The 20356-nt window shown below is 34.8% G+C and carries 10 protein-coding genes, 5 pseudogenes and 1 riboswitch; all 15 genes and pseudogenes read left to right on the top strand.

The annotated features are described in order from the left end of the window. Window positions 1-57 precede the first annotated feature (57 nt). The 15 genes and pseudogenes from P5P87_RS13820 (at window position 58) to P5P87_RS13750 (ending at window position 20264) form a co-directional block, all read left to right on the top strand. On the top strand, window positions 58-639 hold the full coding sequence (locus P5P87_RS13820; RefSeq protein WP_278019660.1) for a precorrin-2 dehydrogenase/sirohydrochlorin ferrochelatase family protein: 582 nt from the start codon (window positions 58-60) through the stop codon (window positions 637-639). A gap of 97 nt (window positions 640-736) precedes the next feature. Continuing rightward, a complete protein-coding gene (locus P5P87_RS13815) occupies window positions 737-1789 on the top strand; it encodes an NAD(P)/FAD-dependent oxidoreductase (protein WP_278022797.1) in 1053 nt (350 codons plus the stop codon). A 134-nt stretch (window positions 1790-1923) separates the two neighbouring features. Continuing rightward, window positions 1924-2286 carry a TfoX/Sxy family protein gene (locus P5P87_RS13810; RefSeq protein WP_278019659.1) on the top strand — a complete coding sequence of 121 codons (363 nt, stop codon included), beginning with the start codon at window positions 1924-1926 and terminating at the stop codon, window positions 2284-2286. A 159-nt stretch (window positions 2287-2445) separates the two neighbouring features. Further along, window positions 2446-2562: riboswitch (SAM riboswitch) on the top strand. Window positions 2563-2882: 320 nt separating this feature from the next. Then, window positions 2883-3888 (top strand): annotated as a pseudogene (locus P5P87_RS13805) (homocysteine S-methyltransferase family protein). A gap of 41 nt (window positions 3889-3929) precedes the next feature. Then, a complete protein-coding gene (locus P5P87_RS13800; RefSeq protein WP_278019658.1) occupies window positions 3930-4343 on the top strand; it encodes a hypothetical protein in 414 nt (137 codons plus the stop codon). Window positions 4344-4598: 255 nt separating this feature from the next. After that, a pseudogene (gene metH / locus P5P87_RS13795) lies at window positions 4599-7275 on the top strand (methionine synthase). A gap of 78 nt (window positions 7276-7353) precedes the next feature. Next, a pseudogene (gene metF, locus P5P87_RS13790) lies at window positions 7354-8311 on the top strand (methylenetetrahydrofolate reductase [NAD(P)H]). Between the two features lie 137 nt (window positions 8312-8448). Continuing rightward, window positions 8449-9102, top strand: coding sequence for a class I SAM-dependent methyltransferase (locus tag P5P87_RS13785; protein WP_198854620.1), 654 nt, complete (start codon window positions 8449-8451; stop codon window positions 9100-9102). Window positions 9103-9178: 76 nt separating this feature from the next. Beyond that, window positions 9179-10405 (top strand): annotated as a pseudogene (locus P5P87_RS13780) (dicarboxylate/amino acid:cation symporter). Between the two features lie 126 nt (window positions 10406-10531). Then, complete coding sequence (locus P5P87_RS13775; RefSeq protein ID WP_278019657.1) at window positions 10532-13600, top strand: T9SS type B sorting domain-containing protein; 3069 nt, start codon at window positions 10532-10534, stop codon at window positions 13598-13600. Window positions 13601-13673: 73 nt separating this feature from the next. Next, window positions 13674-15082: pseudogene (locus P5P87_RS13770) on the top strand (pyridoxal phosphate-dependent decarboxylase family protein). A 317-nt stretch (window positions 15083-15399) separates the two neighbouring features. Continuing rightward, window positions 15400-17718, top strand: coding sequence for a TonB-dependent receptor (locus P5P87_RS13765; protein WP_278019656.1), 2319 nt, complete (start codon window positions 15400-15402; stop codon window positions 17716-17718). Between the two features lie 33 nt (window positions 17719-17751). Then, window positions 17752-19002, top strand: a complete 1251-nt coding sequence (locus tag P5P87_RS13760; RefSeq protein WP_278019655.1) for a DUF4374 domain-containing protein — start codon at window positions 17752-17754, stop codon at window positions 19000-19002. Window positions 19003-19099: 97 nt separating this feature from the next. After that, window positions 19100-19348, top strand: coding sequence for a PepSY domain-containing protein (locus P5P87_RS13755; protein WP_278019654.1), 249 nt, complete (start codon window positions 19100-19102; stop codon window positions 19346-19348). Continuing rightward, complete coding sequence (locus P5P87_RS13750) at window positions 19335-20264, top strand: PepSY-associated TM helix domain-containing protein (protein ID WP_278019653.1); 930 nt, start codon at window positions 19335-19337, stop codon at window positions 20262-20264. The genes P5P87_RS13755 and P5P87_RS13750 overlap by 14 nt, the downstream gene beginning before the upstream one ends. The last annotated feature ends 92 nt before the right edge of the window (window positions 20265-20356 follow it).

Genomic DNA, 20356 nt, shown 5'->3' with positions numbered 1-20356 from the left:
GTTAGGAACAATTCGTTGGTAAATCATCTAATTTTGTTTAGATGAAAAAAGATTAAAATGGAACAAAACGAATTATATCCAATATTTCTAAAGCTTCACAATTTAAATGTCTTGATTGTAGGTGGAGGAAATGTAGGTCTGGAAAAGCTTTCTTTCTTGCTAAAATCAAGTCCGAATGCTAATGTTGAGGTAGTTGCACCTGATTTTCATTTAGAAATTAAGGTTTTAGCAGAAAAACATCCTTCAATTAAATTGACGGAAAAAAAGTTCAAAAAGAAAATGCTCAAAAAGCGTCACATGGTAATTGCCTGCACAGACGATTTGAAAGTAAATAAAAGGGTTTACGATTTAGCCAGAAAGCGTTATTTGATTTGCAACATTGCCGATACGCCAGATTTATGTGATTATTATTTGGGCGGAATCGTCACGAAAGGAAACGTAAAAATCGCCATTTCAACAAATGGAAAATCGCCAACAACAGCAAAGAGATTGCGCGAGTTTTTTGAAGAAGTAATTCCTGAAGATATCAATCAAATGGTTGAGAATCTGAATGAATATCGAAAGACCCTAAAAGGTAATTTTGAAGAAAAGGTTAAAAGAATGAATGAGATTACCTCTTCATTAAAAAATAAAGAGTAAAAAAGTTTGGGAAAGAAATTAATGATAAAAATCATTGAAAGTACAAGGATTTATTCGTTTCTTTGCGTTATTAAGAATGATTATAAACAACAACATAATGATTAAAACAGATATACTTATAATTGGAGCAGGCCCAACAGGTTTATTTGCCGTATTCGAGGCAGGATTGTTAAAATTAAAATGCCACATTTTAGATGCTCTTCCACAACCAGGAGGACAGCTATCAGAGTTATATCCAAAAAAACCAATTTATGATATTCCTGGATTTCCAGAAGTATTGGCAGGAGATTTAGTTGACGGATTAATGGAGCAAATCAAACAATTTGAGCCAGGATTTACTTTAGGAGAACGTGCTGAAACAGTTGAAAAGCAAGAAGACGGAACATTCATTGTAACATCAAACAAAGGAACTAAATTCCATGCACCAGTTATTGCAATCGCGGGAGGTTTAGGAAGTTTTGAGCCTCGTAAACCACTTATCGAAGATATCGAGTTTTATGAAGATAAAGGAGTAAAATACTTCATCAAAAATCCTGAGAAATTCAGAGATAAAAGAGTTGTAATTGCAGGAGGAGGAGATTCAGCATTAGACTGGTCAATTTTCTTAGCAAATGTAGCTTCAGAAGTAACTTTAATTCACAGAAGAAACGAATTTAGAGGTGCTTTAGATTCTGTAGAAAAAGTACAGGAATTAAAATCAGCTGGAAAAATCAAATTGATCACGCCAGCTGAGGTTATCGGAATCAATGGAGCAGAGCACGTAGAGTCATTAGACATCGAAGAAAACGGAGCACACCGTAAAATCGACTGTGACTATTTCATCCCACTTTTCGGATTAACACCAAAATTAGGTCCAATTGGAGACTGGGGATTAGAAATCGAGAAAAACGCCATCAAAGTAAACAATGCATTAGATTACCAAACTAACATTCCGGGAATCTTCGCCATTGGAGACGTAAATACATATCCAGGAAAATTAAAGTTAATCCTTTGCGGTTTCCACGAAGCAACTTTAATGTGTCAAGTCGCTTACTCAATCATCAACCCAGGTAAAAAATACGTATTGAAATATACAACAGTTTCTGGTGTAGACGGTTTCGACGGAACTCGTAAAGAAGCGCCGAAAGCGGTTGTTAAGGCGATTGTCTAAGTTGCTAAGATTCTGAGATACTAAGACTCTAAGATTTATTATATAGAAAGCTCAAACTTTTAGTTTGGGCTTTTTTATTGAACAGAATTTTAAACTCAGTATCTTAGTAACTCAGAATCTTAGAATCTAAATATATGGCTTTCGAAGAAGATAATGCGAAGAGAATTAGAACGTTTCTCCAATATAAAGAAGCAGACTTTTTTGAAAAGAAAATGTTTGGTGGTATTGTTTTCATGGTAGATAACAAATTATGCTGTGGAACTCGTTTAGATAAAAAAGTTGGAGAAAATCTATTGCTATGCAGAATAGATGATTCGGCTTATTTAGAGGCCATAGAAAGAGATGATGTGTTACCAATGCCTAACGCAGAAAAGCCAATGAAAAACTATGTTTTTATTACCGAAATTGGCTGGACAAGAAATCAGGATATGGAGTATTGGCTTCAACTTTGTTTAGATTTTAATCCTATTGCAAAAGCAAGTAAAAAGAAACAATGATAGCTTCAAGAATTTAGCAATATATTCTTAAACCAAATAAAACATAATTAGATTTCTAAACTTAGAATCTCAGTATCTTAGCCTCTCAGCAACTTCAAAAAAAACATTTGCAAATCGAAACCCTATTTCATACCTTTGCACTGTTCTTAAAATTATTGTTCGTTATCACGAAAGGCGGAGGGATAGACCCGATGAAACCTTAGCAACCCTTTACCATAAAGAAGGTGCTAAATTCTACTTTATACGACATTTTCCAGTATTAAAGATAGATAACACAAATACACACTCGTATTTCTCAAAACTTTTCTCGATAACATATAATATTTACTGAAACAGATTCTGTATCAGGAGCGAATCATTGGCGCATTTTTGCAGTCAATAGTTCCCGCTTTACGTTGCAATCATTTTGCTTTTTAAAGAAAAAAGCAAAATAATTTCCACTTCAATCGGGGCTAATGAGCCGGCAATAGTGCACTTTTGGAATTAATGCGAAAAAAATATCCGAAGCAAACCTAACAGGTTTAAACTTCACAATCATAATAAAAAAAACTTAGCATCTTAGAACCTCAGTATCTTAGAAGCTAAAAAAAGAAGCCATGGCAATTACAATTCAAGAAGCAATAAAAAAAAATATCCTAATCCTTGACGGAGCAATGGGAACAATGTTGCAACGCTATAATTTCTCTGAAGAAGATTTTAGAGGAGAGCGTTTCAAAGATTTTCCGCATCCGTTAAAAGGAAACAACGATTTACTATCCCTAACACAACCACAAGCGATTCGCGATGTACACGCCGCGTATTACGAAGCAGGCGCAGACATCGTGGAAACCAATACCTTCTCAGGAACGACAATCGGTATGGCCGATTATCACATGGAAGATTTGGTTTACGAGTTAAACTACGAATCGGCAAAAATCGCAAGACAAGTAGCCGATGAGTTTACTGCAAAAAATCCGGATAAACCACGTTTCGTAGCCGGTTCAATCGGACCTACAAACCGTACAGCAAGTATGTCACCAGACGTAAATGATCCGGGTTACAGAGCTGTAACATTTGACGATTTAAGAATTGCGTACAAACAACAAGCAGAAGCTTTAATGGACGGTGGCTGTGATTTACTTTTAGTAGAAACAATCTTTGATACATTAAATGCAAAAGCGAGCACTTTTTGCAATAGAAGAAGTAAAAGAAGAACGCAATATCGATATTCCAATAATGGTTTCAGGAACAATTACAGATGCTTCAGGAAGAACACTTTCAGGTCAAACAGTTGAAGCGTTTTTGATATCCGTTTCACATATTCCGTTGTTAAGTGTAGGATTCAATTGCGCCCTTGGAGCCGATTTGTTGAAACCGTATTTAAAAACATTAGCGCATAATACAAGTTTCAATGTTTCAGCACATCCAAATGCAGGATTGCCAAATGCTTTCGGACAATACGATGAAACGCCAGAACAAACTCAAGCTTTCATTAAAGAATATTTAGATGACAATTTGATTAATATTATTGGCGGTTGTTGCGGAACAACTCCAGATCATATTAGATTAATGGCGGAGGTTGCGAAGGATTATAAGCCAAGAGTGGCGCCGGTTTTATCGTAATGATTTGGTAAGTTTTAAAAATAATTTTTATAAAATTAAGTATGGAATTTCTGCTACATAGAGTTGTTCTAGATTCTTCATACGAAGAATTAATTCGAGCTTTTTCGGATTTTGAATTTTCTGAGGAATCTTACTATTGCGAAGGGAAAATAAAGCAACAAAGTTCCGGATATTGCAAATATGGCGAAGTGAAAATTATTGTAGAAAATAAGAGAAATTGGAACGGCGGTAAAATGTTTAGTTGGGAAGTTGCAGATGATGAAATACCAGTAGAATATTTAGATGTAATTGTTACAACGATAAAAACTATAGTTTACGATAGTAAAAAATCTTTCAAATTTAGAATTGTTGGAGGTTCTCATCATGTAGTTGATTCGCATAGGAGAAGTTTTGAAATGGCAACTTTTAGAGCAATTTCAAATTTAGTAGGTTTTGATAAAACAAAAGTTCAATAGGAACGAAAAATATAATATAAAATTGAAAAATTCGGTAAACATAAACGTCTTATGAAACCGAGTTCGCGTGAGGGATAGAAGTGAAAAGCCCACAGCCTGACGAAGGAAGTGCGAGGACTTGTAACGGATAGCCCGGTTCGCCACGGCGAAACACGCCCAAATTAATAAAAGATTACAGGTTTAAAAGCCTAAAAAATATAGAATAAAAAAAACTTAGAACCTTAGAATCTCAGGATCTTAGTAACTTAAAAAGAAATGACAGAAAAAAGAAGAGACCTTGTATTATCAGGATTAGAACCGTTGATTATTACGCCGGAAAGTGTTTTCGTGAATGTTGGTGAGCGTACGAATGTAACAGGTTCAAGAAAATTCCTAAGACTAATCAAGGAAGAGAAATATGACGAGGCGCTTGATATTGCAAGACAACAGGTAGAAGGTGGAGCACAAATCATCGATATTAATATGGATGAAGGAATGCTTGACGGAGTTACTGCAATGACTAAATTTTTGAATTTAATCGCTGCGGAACCAGACATTTCGAGAGTGCCGATTATGATCGACAGTTCGAAATGGGAAATCATTGAAGCAGGTCTAAAAGTAGTACAAGGAAAAAGCGTTGTAAACTCGATTTCGTTAAAAGAAGGAGAAGAAGCCTTTATTCACCACGCCAAATTAATCAAACGTTACGGAGCGGCGGCGATTGTTATGGCTTTCGACGAAGTAGGTCAGGCTGATAATTACGATCGTAGAGTAGAAATTTGTGCGCGTTCGTATGATATTTTGGTGAACAAAGTAGGATTCCCTCCGCAGGATATTATTTTCGATTTAAATATTTTCCCAGTTGCAACGGGAATGGAAGAACATAGATTGAACGCATTGGATTTCTTTAGAGGAACAAAATGGGTTCGTGAAAATTTGCCTCATGCGCACATCAGCGGTGGAGTAAGTAATGTTTCATTCTCTTTTAGAGGAAATGATACGGTTCGTGAAGCCATGCACTCGGTATTTTTATACCACGCAATTAAAAATGGAATGACGATGGGAATCGTTAATCCAGAAATGCTTACGATTTACGATGATATTCCGAAAGACTTATTAGAATACGTTGAAGATGTAATTCTGGACAGACGTGACGACGCTACAGAAAGATTGTTAGATTTTGCAGACAGCGTAAAAGGAGAAGCAAAAAGCGATGAAAAAACCGTTCAAGAATGGCGTTTTGGAACTGTTCAGGAGCGTATTACACATTCGTTAGTAAAAGGAATCGATGCTTTTATTGAAGAAGATGTTGAAGAAGCACGTTTAGGTCGCTACAAAACCAATTGAAGTTATTGAAATCAACTTAATGGCCGGAATGAATGTAGTTGGAGATTTGTTCGGAAGCGGAAAAATGTTCCTGCCTCAGGTGGTGAAATCGGCTCGTGTAATGAAAAAAGCGGTGGCTTATTTATTGCCGTTTATCGAAGCGAGCAAACAAGTGGGAGACAAACAAGGAAACGGAAAAATCTTGATGGCAACCGTAAAAGGTGACGTTCACGATATTGGAAAAAACATCGTTTCGGTAGTTTTGGCTTGTAACAATTATGAGATTGTAGATCTTGGTGTTATGGTGCCTCCGGAAAAAATCATTGCAGCGGCAATAGAACATGAAGTAGATATCATCGGATTAAGCGGATTGATCACGCCTTCGCTTGACGAAATGGTTTATTTAGCCAAAGAATTAGATAAACAAGATATTAAAATCCCGATTATGATTGGTGGAGCAACCACTTCACGCGCGCATACTGCCGTGAAAATTGCACCTCAGTACAGAGAAACGGTAATTCACGTAAACGATGCTTCTAGAGCCGTTACCGTTGCAGGAAACCTGTTAGATCATAACCGAAAAATATATGCGGCAGATATTCGTGCAGAATACGACTCTTTTAGAGAAACGTTTTTAAATCGTTCAAGAGATAAAAACTTCCTGACGATTGAAGATGCTCGTAAAAACAAATTGCCATTGGATTGGTCTGAATATACTCCAGTTAAACCAAAAGTAATTGGTGCACAGACGATCGAAATAGAATTGGATGTTTTGGTTCCATATATCGACTGGACGCCATTTTTTCAGACTTGGGAATTGTATGGAAAATATCCTGCGATTTTAACGGATGAGGTTGTAGGTAAAGAAGCGACTTCTGTTTTTAACGATGCTCAGGCGATGTTGAAAGTAATTTTAGCTGAGAAAAAACTGAAAGCAAAAGGTATTTACGGAATTTTCCCTGCGAATCAGGTAAATGACGATGATATCGAATTGCGTGATGAAAACGGAAAAGTTTTGGAGAAATTCTTGACGCTTCGTCAGCAATCGCAAAAAACAAAAGGCGCTCCAAATATCGCTTTAGCCGATTTTATTCTGCCAAAAGATAGTGGCGTAACTGATTATATGGGAGCTTTCTGCGTAACGACAGGTTTTGGTGTTGACGAATGGGCGGCTGAATATGAAAAGAATCTAGACGATTACAATTCGATTATGGTTAAAGCACTTGCCGATCGTTTTGCTGAGGCTTTCGCCGAATATCTTCACGAGAGAGTCCGTAAAGATTTTTGGGGTTATGACAGCGAAGAATCTTTAACCAACGAAGAATTGATCAAAGAAAGTTATAAAGGAATTCGTCCAGCTCCAGGTTATCCGGCTTGTCCAGATCACTTGGAAAAACCAACAATCTGGAAGCTTTTAGATGTTGAAAAACAAATTGGAGTGAAACTAACAGAAAGTATGGCAATGTGGCCAGCGTCATCGGTTTCAGGATATTATTTTGGAAACCCGAAAAGCCGCTATTTCGGACTCGGAAAAATAAAAGAAGATCAGGTTACAGATTATGCAAAACGCCGAAATGTACCACTTGATTACGCAATGAAATGGTTAAACCCTAATATAGCAGATTAAATTAGTCTAAAGTCAAAAGTCGTAAAGTCCGAAAGGAAAGACTTTAGACTTTAGGCTTTACAACTTTAAGACTTAATAATGAAAGTAACAGAACATATAGAAAACGCCAAAGGAAAAACATTATTCTCATTTGAAATTATTCCGCCTCAAAAGGGGAAAAGTATTCAGGAATTATATGATAATATTGATCCATTAATGGAGTTTAATCCACCGTTTATTGATGTAACGACTTCTCGTGAGGAGTATATTTACATTGATAAAGGCAACGGACTTTTGGATAAAAAATTGACTCGTATGCGCCCGGGAACGCTTGGAATTTGCGCTTCTATAAAACACAAATACAATGTTGATACGGTTCCGCATTTACTTTGCGGTGGATTTACCAAAGAAGAAACCGAGTATATGCTGGTTGACTGTCATTATTTAGGCATTAATAATGTAATGGCGCTTCGTGGTGACGCTATGAAAGATGAACAATCTTTCGTTCCAAAAGCTGGAGGAAATCATTATGCAATTGATTTAGTAAAACAAATTAAAGACTTAAATTGTGGACAATATCTGCACGAAGTAATCGATGCTGATAACAAAGCCGATTTCTGTATTGGAGTAGCAGGTTATCCAGAAAAGCACTTAGAATCTCCTTCTTTACAATCAGATTTAAAAAGATTAAAAGAAAAAGTTGATGCAGGAGCTGATTATGTAGTAACGCAGATGTTTTTTGATAATTCGAAATATTTTGCTTTCGTAGAAAAAGCAAGAGAAATGGGAATCACAATTCCGATTATTCCTGGAATTAAACCAATTGCCGTTCAAAGACATTTACAGGTTTTACCGCAAATTTTTAGAATCGATTTGCCAGAAGATTTAATCGATGCAGTAGACAAATGCAAAAATAACGCTGATATTAGACAAGTAGGAGTCGAATGGGCGATTCAGCAATCATTAGAATTAAAAGCAGACTGGAGTTCCTTTTTTACACTATTATTCGATGGGTAAATCTGAGAATATCCGCCAGATTGCAAGTCAGGTTTTTTAAGGTCTTTGTGAGGAACTTTGTCAAAGTTTAAAACTTTGACAAAGTTGTTGAGGTCTAGTTTATCATTTCTAAGAATGACAAAAAAATAATCTTCGAATTTGGATTTTGTTTAATTTAGAGTTTTAAAATTTTGCATTATGAAAAATGAAGAATTACAAGCCATAGCTTCTCAATTAAAGCATCCATCAGGAGAAAAAGGAATCGAAATGGGAAATATGATGAACGAAACGAACATCAATATGACCAAACATTCCATTCAAAATCTAAATATTTCAAAAGAGAATAAAATTCTAGAATTAGGCCATGGAAATGCAGGTCATGCTGAATTTCTTTTCGAACAAGCAGATAACCTAAAATATTACGGACTTGAAATGTCTGAATTAATGTTTAAGGAAGCGCGCCAGATCAATAGAAATTTCGTTTCTCAAAAACAGGCATTCTTTTCTATTTATGACGGAAATAGAATTCCGTTTGAAGACGAATCTTTCGATAAAATATTTACAGTAAACACCATTTATTTTTGGCAAAAGCCAGAAGATTTGCTTTCGGAAATCTACAGAGTTTTAAAACCAAACGGAAATTTCTGTCTGACTTTTGCTGAAGAAGATTTTATGAAAAAGCTTCCTTTTACTCAATTTGAATTTGAGCTTTACAGCACCGAGAAGGCGCAGCAATTAATAGAGAAAACAGCTTTTCAAATTGTTTATACTGAAACTCAGACCGAAAAGGTGAAAAGCAAAACCGGCGAATTGGTCGACAGAGCTTTTACTACAATTGTTCTAGAAAAATAATAAAAGAAAGAGTATTAGTTTTAATACTCTTTTTTTATTTAATTTTAATTCAAGTCTCTAATGCCTTTTACAAATAATGGAAATCAAAAAAATTAATTTTCTACAAAGTTATAGCAGTATCCTTTTGCTTCTTGGCGGAATTATCGTCGGAAGCATTTTTGGATTAGTTTTTGGAGAAAAAGTTCTGGTTATAAAACCGATTGGAGATATTTTTCTGAATTTGCTTTTTACAGCAATTATTCCATTAATATTTTTTACTATTGGCTCTTCAATTGCAAATTTGGAACAAAAAGAAAAGTTAGGAAAACTGTTTTTTATAATGGTTTTGGTTTTTCTTTCAACGATTCTTATTTCTGCAATTGTAATGATTTTTGCTGTTTATCTTTTTCCAATTCATCAGGATATTGCTGTTGCAAAAGTTCCTTTTGAAAACATACAGTCAGGCTCTGTAGGCGATCAGATTGCTAAATTGGTTACCACAAATGATTTTTTCGAATTATTATCGAGAAAAAGTATGTTGGCGCTCATTATATTTTCGTTTTTAATTGGTTTTGCTACTTTACAATCTGGAGAAAAGGGAAATGCTTTCAAGAGTTTTCTAGACTCAGGTAATGAAGTTATGAAACAGCTGTTGAATATTATTATGAAATTTGCACCTATAGGATTAGGAGCTTATTTTGCTTATCAAGTTGGTATTTTCGGACCTCAGTTATTTGGAGTTTACGCAAAACCTATGACGGTTTATTATGCAGCCTGTATCTTTTACTTTTTTACATTTTTTAGTTTGTACGCTTTTATTGCTGGCGGAAAAAGAGCTTTTAAAGTCTTTTGGAGCAATAATATTACACCTTCTTTAACCGCAATAGGAACTTGCAGTAGTATTGCAACAATTCCGGCAAATTTGGATGCTTGCACAAAAAATGGGAATTCCAGCACATGTTCGCAATTTGGTAATTCCGCTTGGAGCACCTTTACATAAAGATGGATCGAGTATGTCATCTATCTTAAAAATCACTTTTTTGTTTGCCATGTTTGGAAAAGATTTTACAGAACCGTCAACTATACTTTTGGCATTAGGAATCACTATAATTGTTTCGATTGTCGAAGGCGGAATTCCAAATGGTGGTTATATTGGAGAAGTTTTAGCTATTACCGTTTATGGTTTTCCAATGGAACAAGCTTTGCGGTTGCCATGATTTTAGGAACATTAGTTGATCCAATTGCGACTTTGCTAAATGCAAATGGTGATGTAATTGCTTCCATGGTAGTTTCTAGATTCTCTGAAAAAACGAAATGGGATTAAATTTTATAAAGAAATTACGTATTAGTAGATAATACTTTTATATACATCGAGATTTTGTATTGATTAGTATAAAACATTAATGTAATGACTTATTAAACAGTAGTTTTACCGAGTAATTGATTTATTTTGAAAGGTAAAACTTTTTTTGTTGTATTTCTATTTATTGTCTGCTTCCATGTGCACGCTCAGCTGTGCACAGGAAGTTTAGGCGATGCCGTTGTCAAAATTGATTTCGGTACTGGTACTTCATCACATGGAACTGCTTTAGGAACTGGAATTACAAGTTATACTTATACAACAGCAGATTTTCCCAATGATGGTTCTTATACCATTGAAAAAACAACTAACACACCAGGAACTTGGTGGACTACAACAGATCATACCGGTGGAGGATATATGATGGTAGTTAATGCAAGTCTTTCTACAACCGATTATTTTTATAAAAATACCGTTACGGGACTTTGCCCAGATACTACATATGAGTTTGTTGCGTGGATTATGAATTTATTGCGATCAAATGATACTAGTCCGCCCAATATTACTTTCACAATTGAATCAACTTCTGGAACTATATTAGGAACTTACAATACCGGAGATATTGGTTTAAGTTCTAGTGCTATCTGGAAACAGTATGGCTTTTACTTTACAACACCTACAGGCATTCCTACAGTTGTAATTAGAATGCGAAACAATAAAGCAGGAGCAGCGCCTGGAAATGATATTGCTTTGGACGATATTACTTTTCGTGCCTGCGGTCCGACAGTTACTTCATCAGTACAAAACAATACAAATACGAATTTAACGATTTGTCAAGGCGATACACAAAGTTATACACTTGCGGGAACAGTTTCTTCAGGATATTCAAATCCAGCTTACCAGTGGCAGGTTAGCGGCGATAACGGAACAACTTGGATTGATATTTCGGGCGCAAACGCACTAACTTATACTTTTGTTCCCAATTCTACAGCTGGGACTTACTTGTATCGCATGGCGGTAGCACAAAGCAGTAATATTTCATCGACTACTTGTAGAGTCGTGTCAAATACTATTAGTTTTAAAATCAATGAAAGCTCCATTGCCCCAGTTTTCACGACAGTGCAACCAACATGCGATGTACCCAGCGGAACTATTATTATTGCTACAACAGCCAATACGGCTTATAGTATTGATGGGACGAATTATCAAACATCGGGTATTTTTTCTGGTTTGTCGGGAGGCGATTATAAGGTTACTACAAAATTAAATACAGGCTGTGCTTCAACTCCTGTAGTGGCACATATAAATTCTGTAACTTCATCAAATGCGACTCCTTCATTTTCGGTTACACAGCCTGTAATTTGTTCGAATCCTTTAGGAACAATTACAATCACAAGCATCGATTACGAGTATAGTTTTGACAATGGCACAACATGGTCAACGAGTAACTATAAAACAGGTTTAGAAGCAGGAGACTATCAGATTAAAACTAGAAATAGTTCTAATTGCGAAACTACAGCAGTGTTGGTTTCTATTTTGGTACCACCGGGTTATCCGCCAACTCCAGCAGTTTCGATTGTACAGCCAGATTGTATTTCAGCAACAGGAACAATTACAATTTCTGATTCGGCTTCAGCGTATAGTTTTGATAACGGACTAACTTGGGGAGTTTCAAATTCAAAGAATAATTTAGTTCCAGGAATTTATAAGGTTTTGATAAAAAACAATTTAGGTTGTATTTCATTATTGCCAAATGAAGTCGAGATAAAGGCTTACATTAATCAAGAGCCGCTTGTTACAGCTGTGAGTCCGCAACTTTTCTGCCTACAGCAAAATGCAACATTGAGTGATGTTAGTGTTACGGGACAAAACATCAAATGGTATGATGCTCAAACAAATGGAAACTTATTGCCCAATACTACCATTTTGCAAAACAAAACATATTACGCTTCTCAAACTATTGCTGTTTGCGAAAGTGAAAGAACTCCAATTGCGATCAATATTCAAAATACTCCAGCTCCAACAGGTGATTTACAGCAAGATTTTTGTACCACTCAAAAACCAACAATCGCAAACTTAACAGTTGCAGGAACCAATATAGTTTGGTATGATAGTATATCAAACGGAGTAGTTTTATCTTCTTCAACAAGTTTAACAAATGGGGCAACCTATTATGCTTCTCAGACTATAAATGGCTGTGAAAGTGTAAGCCGTCTGACAGTCTCGGTTTCTATAGTTGCCCCATCTTTAGCATTTAATAATATTTCGGCTAATGTTTGCGATGAATTAAATAATGGATCTGAAGTTATAAATCTAAAGAGTTATAATAATCAGATAGCAGAATGCAGTTCATGTACGTTTACCTACTATACGACTTTATCTGGAGCAGAAAATCAAACAGTATCGAATCAAATTACAGATGAAACTAGTTATACTTTATCAGCTGACACAACATTAATTTATGTTCGAATAGATTCTAATGATAAATGCTATCAAATTGCTGAATTAAATTTAACATTAGTAAATGTGCCTATCATCGTAATTTCTGATGTCGTTTCGTTATGCCAAAATAAAGAGGTTGAGGTTCATGCAGGTTCTGGTTTTGAAAGTTATTTATGGTCAACCCAAGCTACGACAGAATCGATAATCATTACAGAAGCTGGCTCATATTCTGTGATGGTTACACAAAATCACGGTGGTGTTATTTGTTCATCTACAAAAGATTTTCAGGTAAAACTCTCGAATACTGCTGAAATCAAGAATCTTTCTGTCAAAGATTGGACAGATGCTGACAATAGTATTGAAGTTGAATTAGCAGACACAAGTCTTGGTAATTACGAATATTCAATTGATGGAAACACTTATCAAGACAATAACATTTTCTCAGGATTAACAACAGGAGATTACATTGTTTATGTTCGAGATAAAAACGGCTGTGGAACTGTAAATCAAGAAGTCTTTTTATTGAATTATCCAAAGTTTTTTACTCCGAATCAAGACGGTTACAATGATACTTGGGGAATAAAGTTCTCTGAAACAGAACCCGAAATCAATACTAAAATATTTGATAGATACGGAAAATTCATAAAAGAACTGAATGCTTATACTTTTTGGGACGGAAAACTCAACGGAATAGATTTGCCAGCAACAGATTATTGGTTTGTAGTGACAAGAGCAAATGGCAAGATTTATAAGGGACACTTCACTTTAAAACGCTAAAAAAAGTTTATTTCACTATAAATCTAAGGGCAATTATTCATTAAATTAGATGAAAAATTAGTTTAATAGAAAAATGAATTCAATACTAAAGCAAGATCTCGACAATTTTGAGAATATCTTAGAAAAAACAAAACAACAAGGGATTGATTTTCTGAATGACATAGAAAATATTCCAACTTCAAACACTTATACAATTAATCCCAAAACAGCTTTAAACGAATTAGGATTAGGCTCGATTGAAGCTTTAAGAGAATTCAACGAAAGATTAGCTCCTTTGATGGTTTCTTCTCCAGGACCAAGATATTGGGGCTTTGTAACAGGTGGTTCAACTCCAGCATCTATCGTGGGCGACTGGTTGGCATCTATTTACGATCAAAACACTCAGGCTGTAAAAGCACAAGGTGGTGCTTCGGCATTAATAGAGTTTGAAACAATCAATTTATTGTCTGCAGCTGTTAGATCTTCCGGACACATTTTTAGGCGGATTTGTGACAGGCGCTACCATGTCAAACTTTACATCTCTTGGTGTTGCCAGACAATGGTTTGGTAAGCAATTCGGGAAAGATTTCGCTAAAGACGGAATTTCAGAAACTGTCAATATTCTAACAGCAACGCCGCACTCTTCTTCTATAAAATGTTTATCGCTTTTAGGAATTGGAAGCCAAAATTATACAACTGTAAAAACAATCGAAGGAAATCGTGAAGCTCTTGATATTGCTGATTTGGAAGAAAATATAAAGAAGTTAGAAGGAAAACCTTTCATCTTGATTTCTAGTGCGGGAACTGTAAATACTGCCGATTTTGACGATTTTGAAGCAATTGCTTGCATTAAAAGAAAAGTACAATTTCTGGTGGCATATTGATGGTGCTTTCGGTGGATTTGCAGCGGTTTCAGATAAATATAATCATTTGGTAAAAGGTTGGGAAGGGGCAGACAGTATTACGATTGATTGCCATAAATGGCTGAATGTGCCTTATGAAAGTGCTTTCTTTTTAATTAAAAAAGATCATATTAACCTGCAAATTGAAACATTTCAAAATTCTAATGCACCATATTTAGGAAATCCGTTAGAAAATTTTAATTATCTAAACGTACTTCCTGAAAATTCGCGTCGTTTACGTGCATTACCAGCTTGGTTTTCGCTTAAAGCGTATGGAAAAGAAGGTTTCAAAGATCTTATCGAGGGCAGTATAGCATTGGCTTTGCACTTTGGAAATGCTTTAATCGAAAATGATTTTGAACTATTAGCGCCAATACGTTTAAATAATGTTTGCTTTACGCTAAAAGGAAAACACAATCAAGACAAAGTAAACCAGTTTCTATCTGCGTTGAATGATACTGGAAAAGTATTTATGACACCAACAATTTATCAAAACAAAAAAGGGATTAGAGCCTCTTTTGTAAATTGGCGAACAACCGAAAAGGATATCAAATTAGTGATTGAAGAAATGAAGCAAACGATTTTAGATATGGAAATCTAATAATTAAAGATCTATTTTAAGAGCCCGCTTATTTTGAAGCGGGCTTTTTTTATGTCTTTTATTTTGGATTTCATTTAAAAAAAGACAGAAATATTTAACTCTTCAGGTCGTTTTTTTTAATGTAATATTAATTTAATCTTAATTATTTCTTAAGAAAGAATATATTTTTTATTGATTTCTATTTTTTAAAGTTAAATAATACTTTTATTTAGAATAATTAAAAATAGTATTGTGAAAGCTTGCTGAAGGCCTTAAATTTGGAGCACTTTAATTTTCAAATTCAAAAAATTATAATGCAACTATCTAGATTATTGCTCTTGCTTACAATTCTGTTAATTTCATTTCAAGGGTATTCACAAAAGAACAAATCGAGTTTAAACGGAGTTATTTTAAATGCTGGGAAACCGCAGGAAGGAGTTTCGGTTGCGCTGAAAGGAACTCCTTATGCTACACTAACTAATAGTAAGGGAGAATATAAATTTACGGTTGCGCCTGGCAACTATACATTAGTAGTTGCATATACAGGTTATAAAGCTACAGAAACAGCAATAATTGTAAAAGAGAGCGCTAAAACTGTTGAAGATATTACCATTGAAGAAGATATGGCGACTTTAAATGAAGTAGCTGTAACAGGTAAATCTAAAGTACAGCGTGTTAGGGAACAGGCTTATAATATTACCGCAGTTGATCTTAAGAAAACCTACAATACCTCTGCAGATTTAAATCAGGTTTTGAATAAAACAACTGGAGTTCGTATTCGCGAATATGGAGGATTGGGTTCTGCATTTAATTTTTCTCTAAATGGATTTTCAGGAAGTCAGGTTAAGTTTTTCTTGGATGGCGTGCCTATGGACAGTTATGGATCTGCACTTACATTGAATAACATTCCAGTAAATATGGCAGAAAGAATCGATGTTTACAAAGGAGTTGTGCCAATAGAATTAGGAGCTGATGCGTTGGGAGGAGCTGTAAATATTGTAACCAACAAAAATGTAAACCGTTACATAGACGCTTCATACAGTTATGGTTCGTTTAATACGCACAGAGCCGCTGTAAATACGAGATTTTCTGGTAGAGATGGTTTTATAGCCAACATTAATGCATTCGCTAATTACTCTGATAATGATTATAAAGTTGATGTAAGTGTGGTAGATAAAAATACTTCTAAATTTTTGCCAGAACAAAAATATAAGCATTTCCATGATGGATATAAGTCGGGTACAGTAATGGCTGAAGCAGGATTTAAGAATAGAAATTTTGCAGATTATTTGCTTGTTGGTTTTGCGATGGCAGGAAACAAGAAAGAAATTCAACAGGGAAGAACCATGCAGAAAGTTGTTGGACAAGCTTTTACAGACAGTCAAAGTTTTATCACATCTTTAAAATATAAAAAAGACAATCTTTTTACTAAAGGTTTGTCTTTGAATATTAATTCTACATATGCTCTAGTAAACAATCGCTCTATCGATACTTCGTCGAGAGTTTATGATTGGACTGGAAATTACGTTTACAGGCAGTTTGCCAATGCTGGAGATAAAGGAGAATTGGGCAACAAAACAATTTATGTATACGATGAGGCAAATGCGCAATTCACATCCAATTTGAAATATCAGTTAAATAACCAACATTCTGTTGCTTTAAATTATACTTATCTAGCATATAAAAGAAAGGCAACTGAAGAGTTTCAAAAAGTTGTCGATCTTGGTGAACCTACTATCGATAAAGGCATTTTAGGTTTTGGATACAATTTTAGCGGTCTGGATAACCGACTTGCAATTTCTGCTTTTGGTAAGATGTACGATCTGTCAACCAAAATGGTTACCAATTCGATTAGCCAATCTGCATCGTCAAATAATTATGGCTATGGGGCTACTTCGGCTTATCATTTGTCGGATAAATTTCAAATAAAAGGTTCATTTGAACATGCTTATCGCTTGCCATCAGCGACAGAAATGCTAGGTGACGGATTAACAATCAACAGTAATATTGGCTTGAAACCCGAAAGTAGTGATAATGCAAATTTTGGATTGGCATTTCTTACTCAACAAACCAAAAATCATTTTAGTGCCGAAACAAGTTTGATATACAGACAAGCAAAAGATTTTATCAGAGAGAAACAAGACGGAGATAAAACCGTTTATGAAAATCTTCAAAATGTACAAATAACGGGTATCGACGGAGTTTTTAGATATGGATATAAAGATCTGCTTACTTTCGAAGTAAATGGTACTTATCAAAAAAGTCTCAACAAAAATAAATTTAAATCTGGAACAGCAATTCCAGATGCGCTATATGACGCACAATTGCCAAACGTTCCAATCTTTTTTGGAAATGCCGATCTGACTTTCAATTTTAAAAATGTCAAATATAAAGGAGATCGACTTTCTCTAAACGCAAGTGCAAATTATATAGACGATTTTTATCTGACTTGGCCAGTTTTAGGAAGCTTAGAAACTAAAAAGGCAATTCCAGAACAATTTACTCAAAATGCAATGGTTGCATATTCTTTCTTAAACGGAACATATAATCTGGCTTTTGAGTGCCGAAACATTACTGATGTAAAGGTGTACGACTATTTTAAAGTTCAAAAGCCAGGACGTTCCTTCTCAGTTAAGTTTAGATACTTTCTTCAATAATTAAAATAATAATAACCCTTAATACTTTTAATCATGTTTGTAAACAAATTTGCAAAATGCTTTGCATTGGCTTGTCTGTCACTTTCTATTTTTTCATGTAGTAGTGATAATAATGATTCGACCGAACCAACCGAACCAACGGTAAATGGTACTAAATATGTTGCCTCTTATTGGCTTGACGATTATACACAGTATATTCTTGATTTTAATTCTATAGACCAGTTAATGACTGGCGAAATCAGTGCTAAAGGAGTTGGAATTGAACAAAACGGATCTTGTTTTCCTATCGAAAATACATTTTTTGCTTTAAGTACTGATGATGAAGGAGCTGCTTCTTTTAAACTTAACAGCAGTGGAAAACTTATACAAGCAGGAAAACTAGCTTTCGAATCGTCTTATGCTGTTGGTTATACAGATGACAAAAAACTAGTCAATATTGGTGCAACTTGGGACGGAAGTTCATCAGATTATGAACTTATGATTTACAATCCTGCAACTGTTTCTATAGAAGGACGTAAGTTTAATGATTTTGCTGTAGACCCAGCTAACAAAAAGGTTTTATACTGGCCAACTGGAGTTGCTGTATCAGGAGATAAACTTTTTGTTCCTGTTTACACTAAAGATGTAACAGACGGAACAAATAAAGTATTATCATCTGATGCGACTGTTAGAATTTACAAATATCCTTCTTTGGAATATGTTACAACAATAAAAGATACTAGAACAACTGCAATTGGAATGTATTATACAAATACCGGAATTGTTCAGACAGAATCTGGAGATGTTTATACATTTTCATCTAATGCACGTGCAGGAGGATATCCTGTTACAACTGCTGCTTCAGGAATTTTACGCATCAAAAAAGGAGATGCTAAGTTTGATCCAGGTTACTTCTTCAATTTGGAAGAAAGTACATTAAAAGGAAAAGTTCTTGCGACTTATCCATTAGGCGGAGAAAAAGTTTTCATTTCTTATATTCCTAATGATGTAGATGCTGTTAATGCAGTTTACAGTTTCTTAAATACAAAAACAATTTTCAAGTCGGCTATTTTAGATTTATCAAATAAAACTATTCTTGCTGTAACAGGCTTGCCTGATCATGGTGGAGATGAGTTTTTTGGGTTAGGAAGTTTGCTTGTAGATAACGGAAAAGCATACAAAAGTTTTGTTACAGGAGACGAAGCACGTGTTTATCAAATCGATATCGCGACTGGTGTTGCAAAAGCTGGAGCTCTTATCAAAGAAGGCCTTTATTTGCCTACAATTGGTAAACTTACATATTAATTTTATACATTAAAAAATGGCTTGAGGCATTATGAACATAATCCTCAGGCCATTTTGTTTTTACACTTTTTTGTAATCTTCTCAAATTTAAATTGCAATGAATATTTTTAAAAAACGTTTAAATAAACCTCCAAATAAAGGAAAATCAAGATTCAGTAAAATCAATGCTTGGCTGCATCTGTGGCTCGGACTTGCTTCTGGAATTGTAGTTTTTATAATGGGAATTACAGGCTGCATTTTGGTTTTTGAACATGAAATAAAAGAACTAACTTCTCCGTGGCTTAAAGTTGAAGCTCAAAGTGCAGATAGAGTTTTGCCTCCTTCTAAAATATATGCTTGCTGTTAAGAAAGAATTGCCAGGAAAAGACATTCACGGCTTATGGTATAACGGTTTAGATAAAACAATAAAAGTTGATGTTGCATCTGATTCTTTGATTTATGTAAACCCTTATAATGGAAAAATAACCGGAATGGTTGATCATGAAGATTTTTTTCATGAAATTGATGAAGGACACCGTTATGTTTGGTTGGGTAGAGAAGTAGGAACTGCAGTAACATCTTGGGCAACTTTAATTTTCTTCTTTTTATTGATAAGCGGTATTATTTTATGGTTTCCTAAAAAGTGGAATAAAACAACCATCAATAATAGTTTCAAAATTAAATGGAGTGCCAAATTTAAAAGGCTTAATTATGATCTGCATAATGTTTTAGGGTTTTACTCGCTTCTTTTAGCATTTTTGATTGCGTTAACAGGTTTAATCATGAGTTTTCATTGGGTAAGAGAAAGCACCTACTGGATTACTGGAGGTTTTAGCAATGAAAAAGAAAAGAAAGAAGTTGTTGCTGAAATAAAATCGGATACACTTTTAAAACCTAAATATGATATGCTGACTTCTGCGGATATTATTTTTAATCGAGTTCGTAAAGAAATTGCGAAGCAGAATCATGAGGCCGTAATTATTCATTTTCCAGATGAACCGAAAGATAATTTTTACGCATGTACCGATATGCACAACGGGAATTGGAGAGATTTATATTTTGACCAGAAAACATTAGAATTGCTTCCAAATTCTAAAAAATATATAGGAGATGAGAAATTCCACGATTGGATGAGTCGTTCAAATTATAGCCTTCATGTTGGCGCAATTGGCGGAATAACAACCAAAATTCTCTATTTTACAGCAAGTTTAATCTGCGCGAGTTTACCTATTACCGGTTTTTATATTTGGTGGGGAAGAAAGAAGAAAACAAAGAAAAGCTAGCCGTTACAATTGTTTTTTGAAGAGTCTTTTTGAAGTGAAATAAGCTTTAAAAGGACTTTTTTTATGCTCTTAATTGAAAGATTTTTTATATC

Source organism: Flavobacterium ginsengisoli, from assembly GCF_029625315.1.
In the GTDB taxonomy this organism is placed as follows: domain Bacteria; phylum Bacteroidota; class Bacteroidia; order Flavobacteriales; family Flavobacteriaceae; genus Flavobacterium; species Flavobacterium ginsengisoli.
This window is presented reverse-complemented; position numbering and strand designations above follow the sequence as displayed.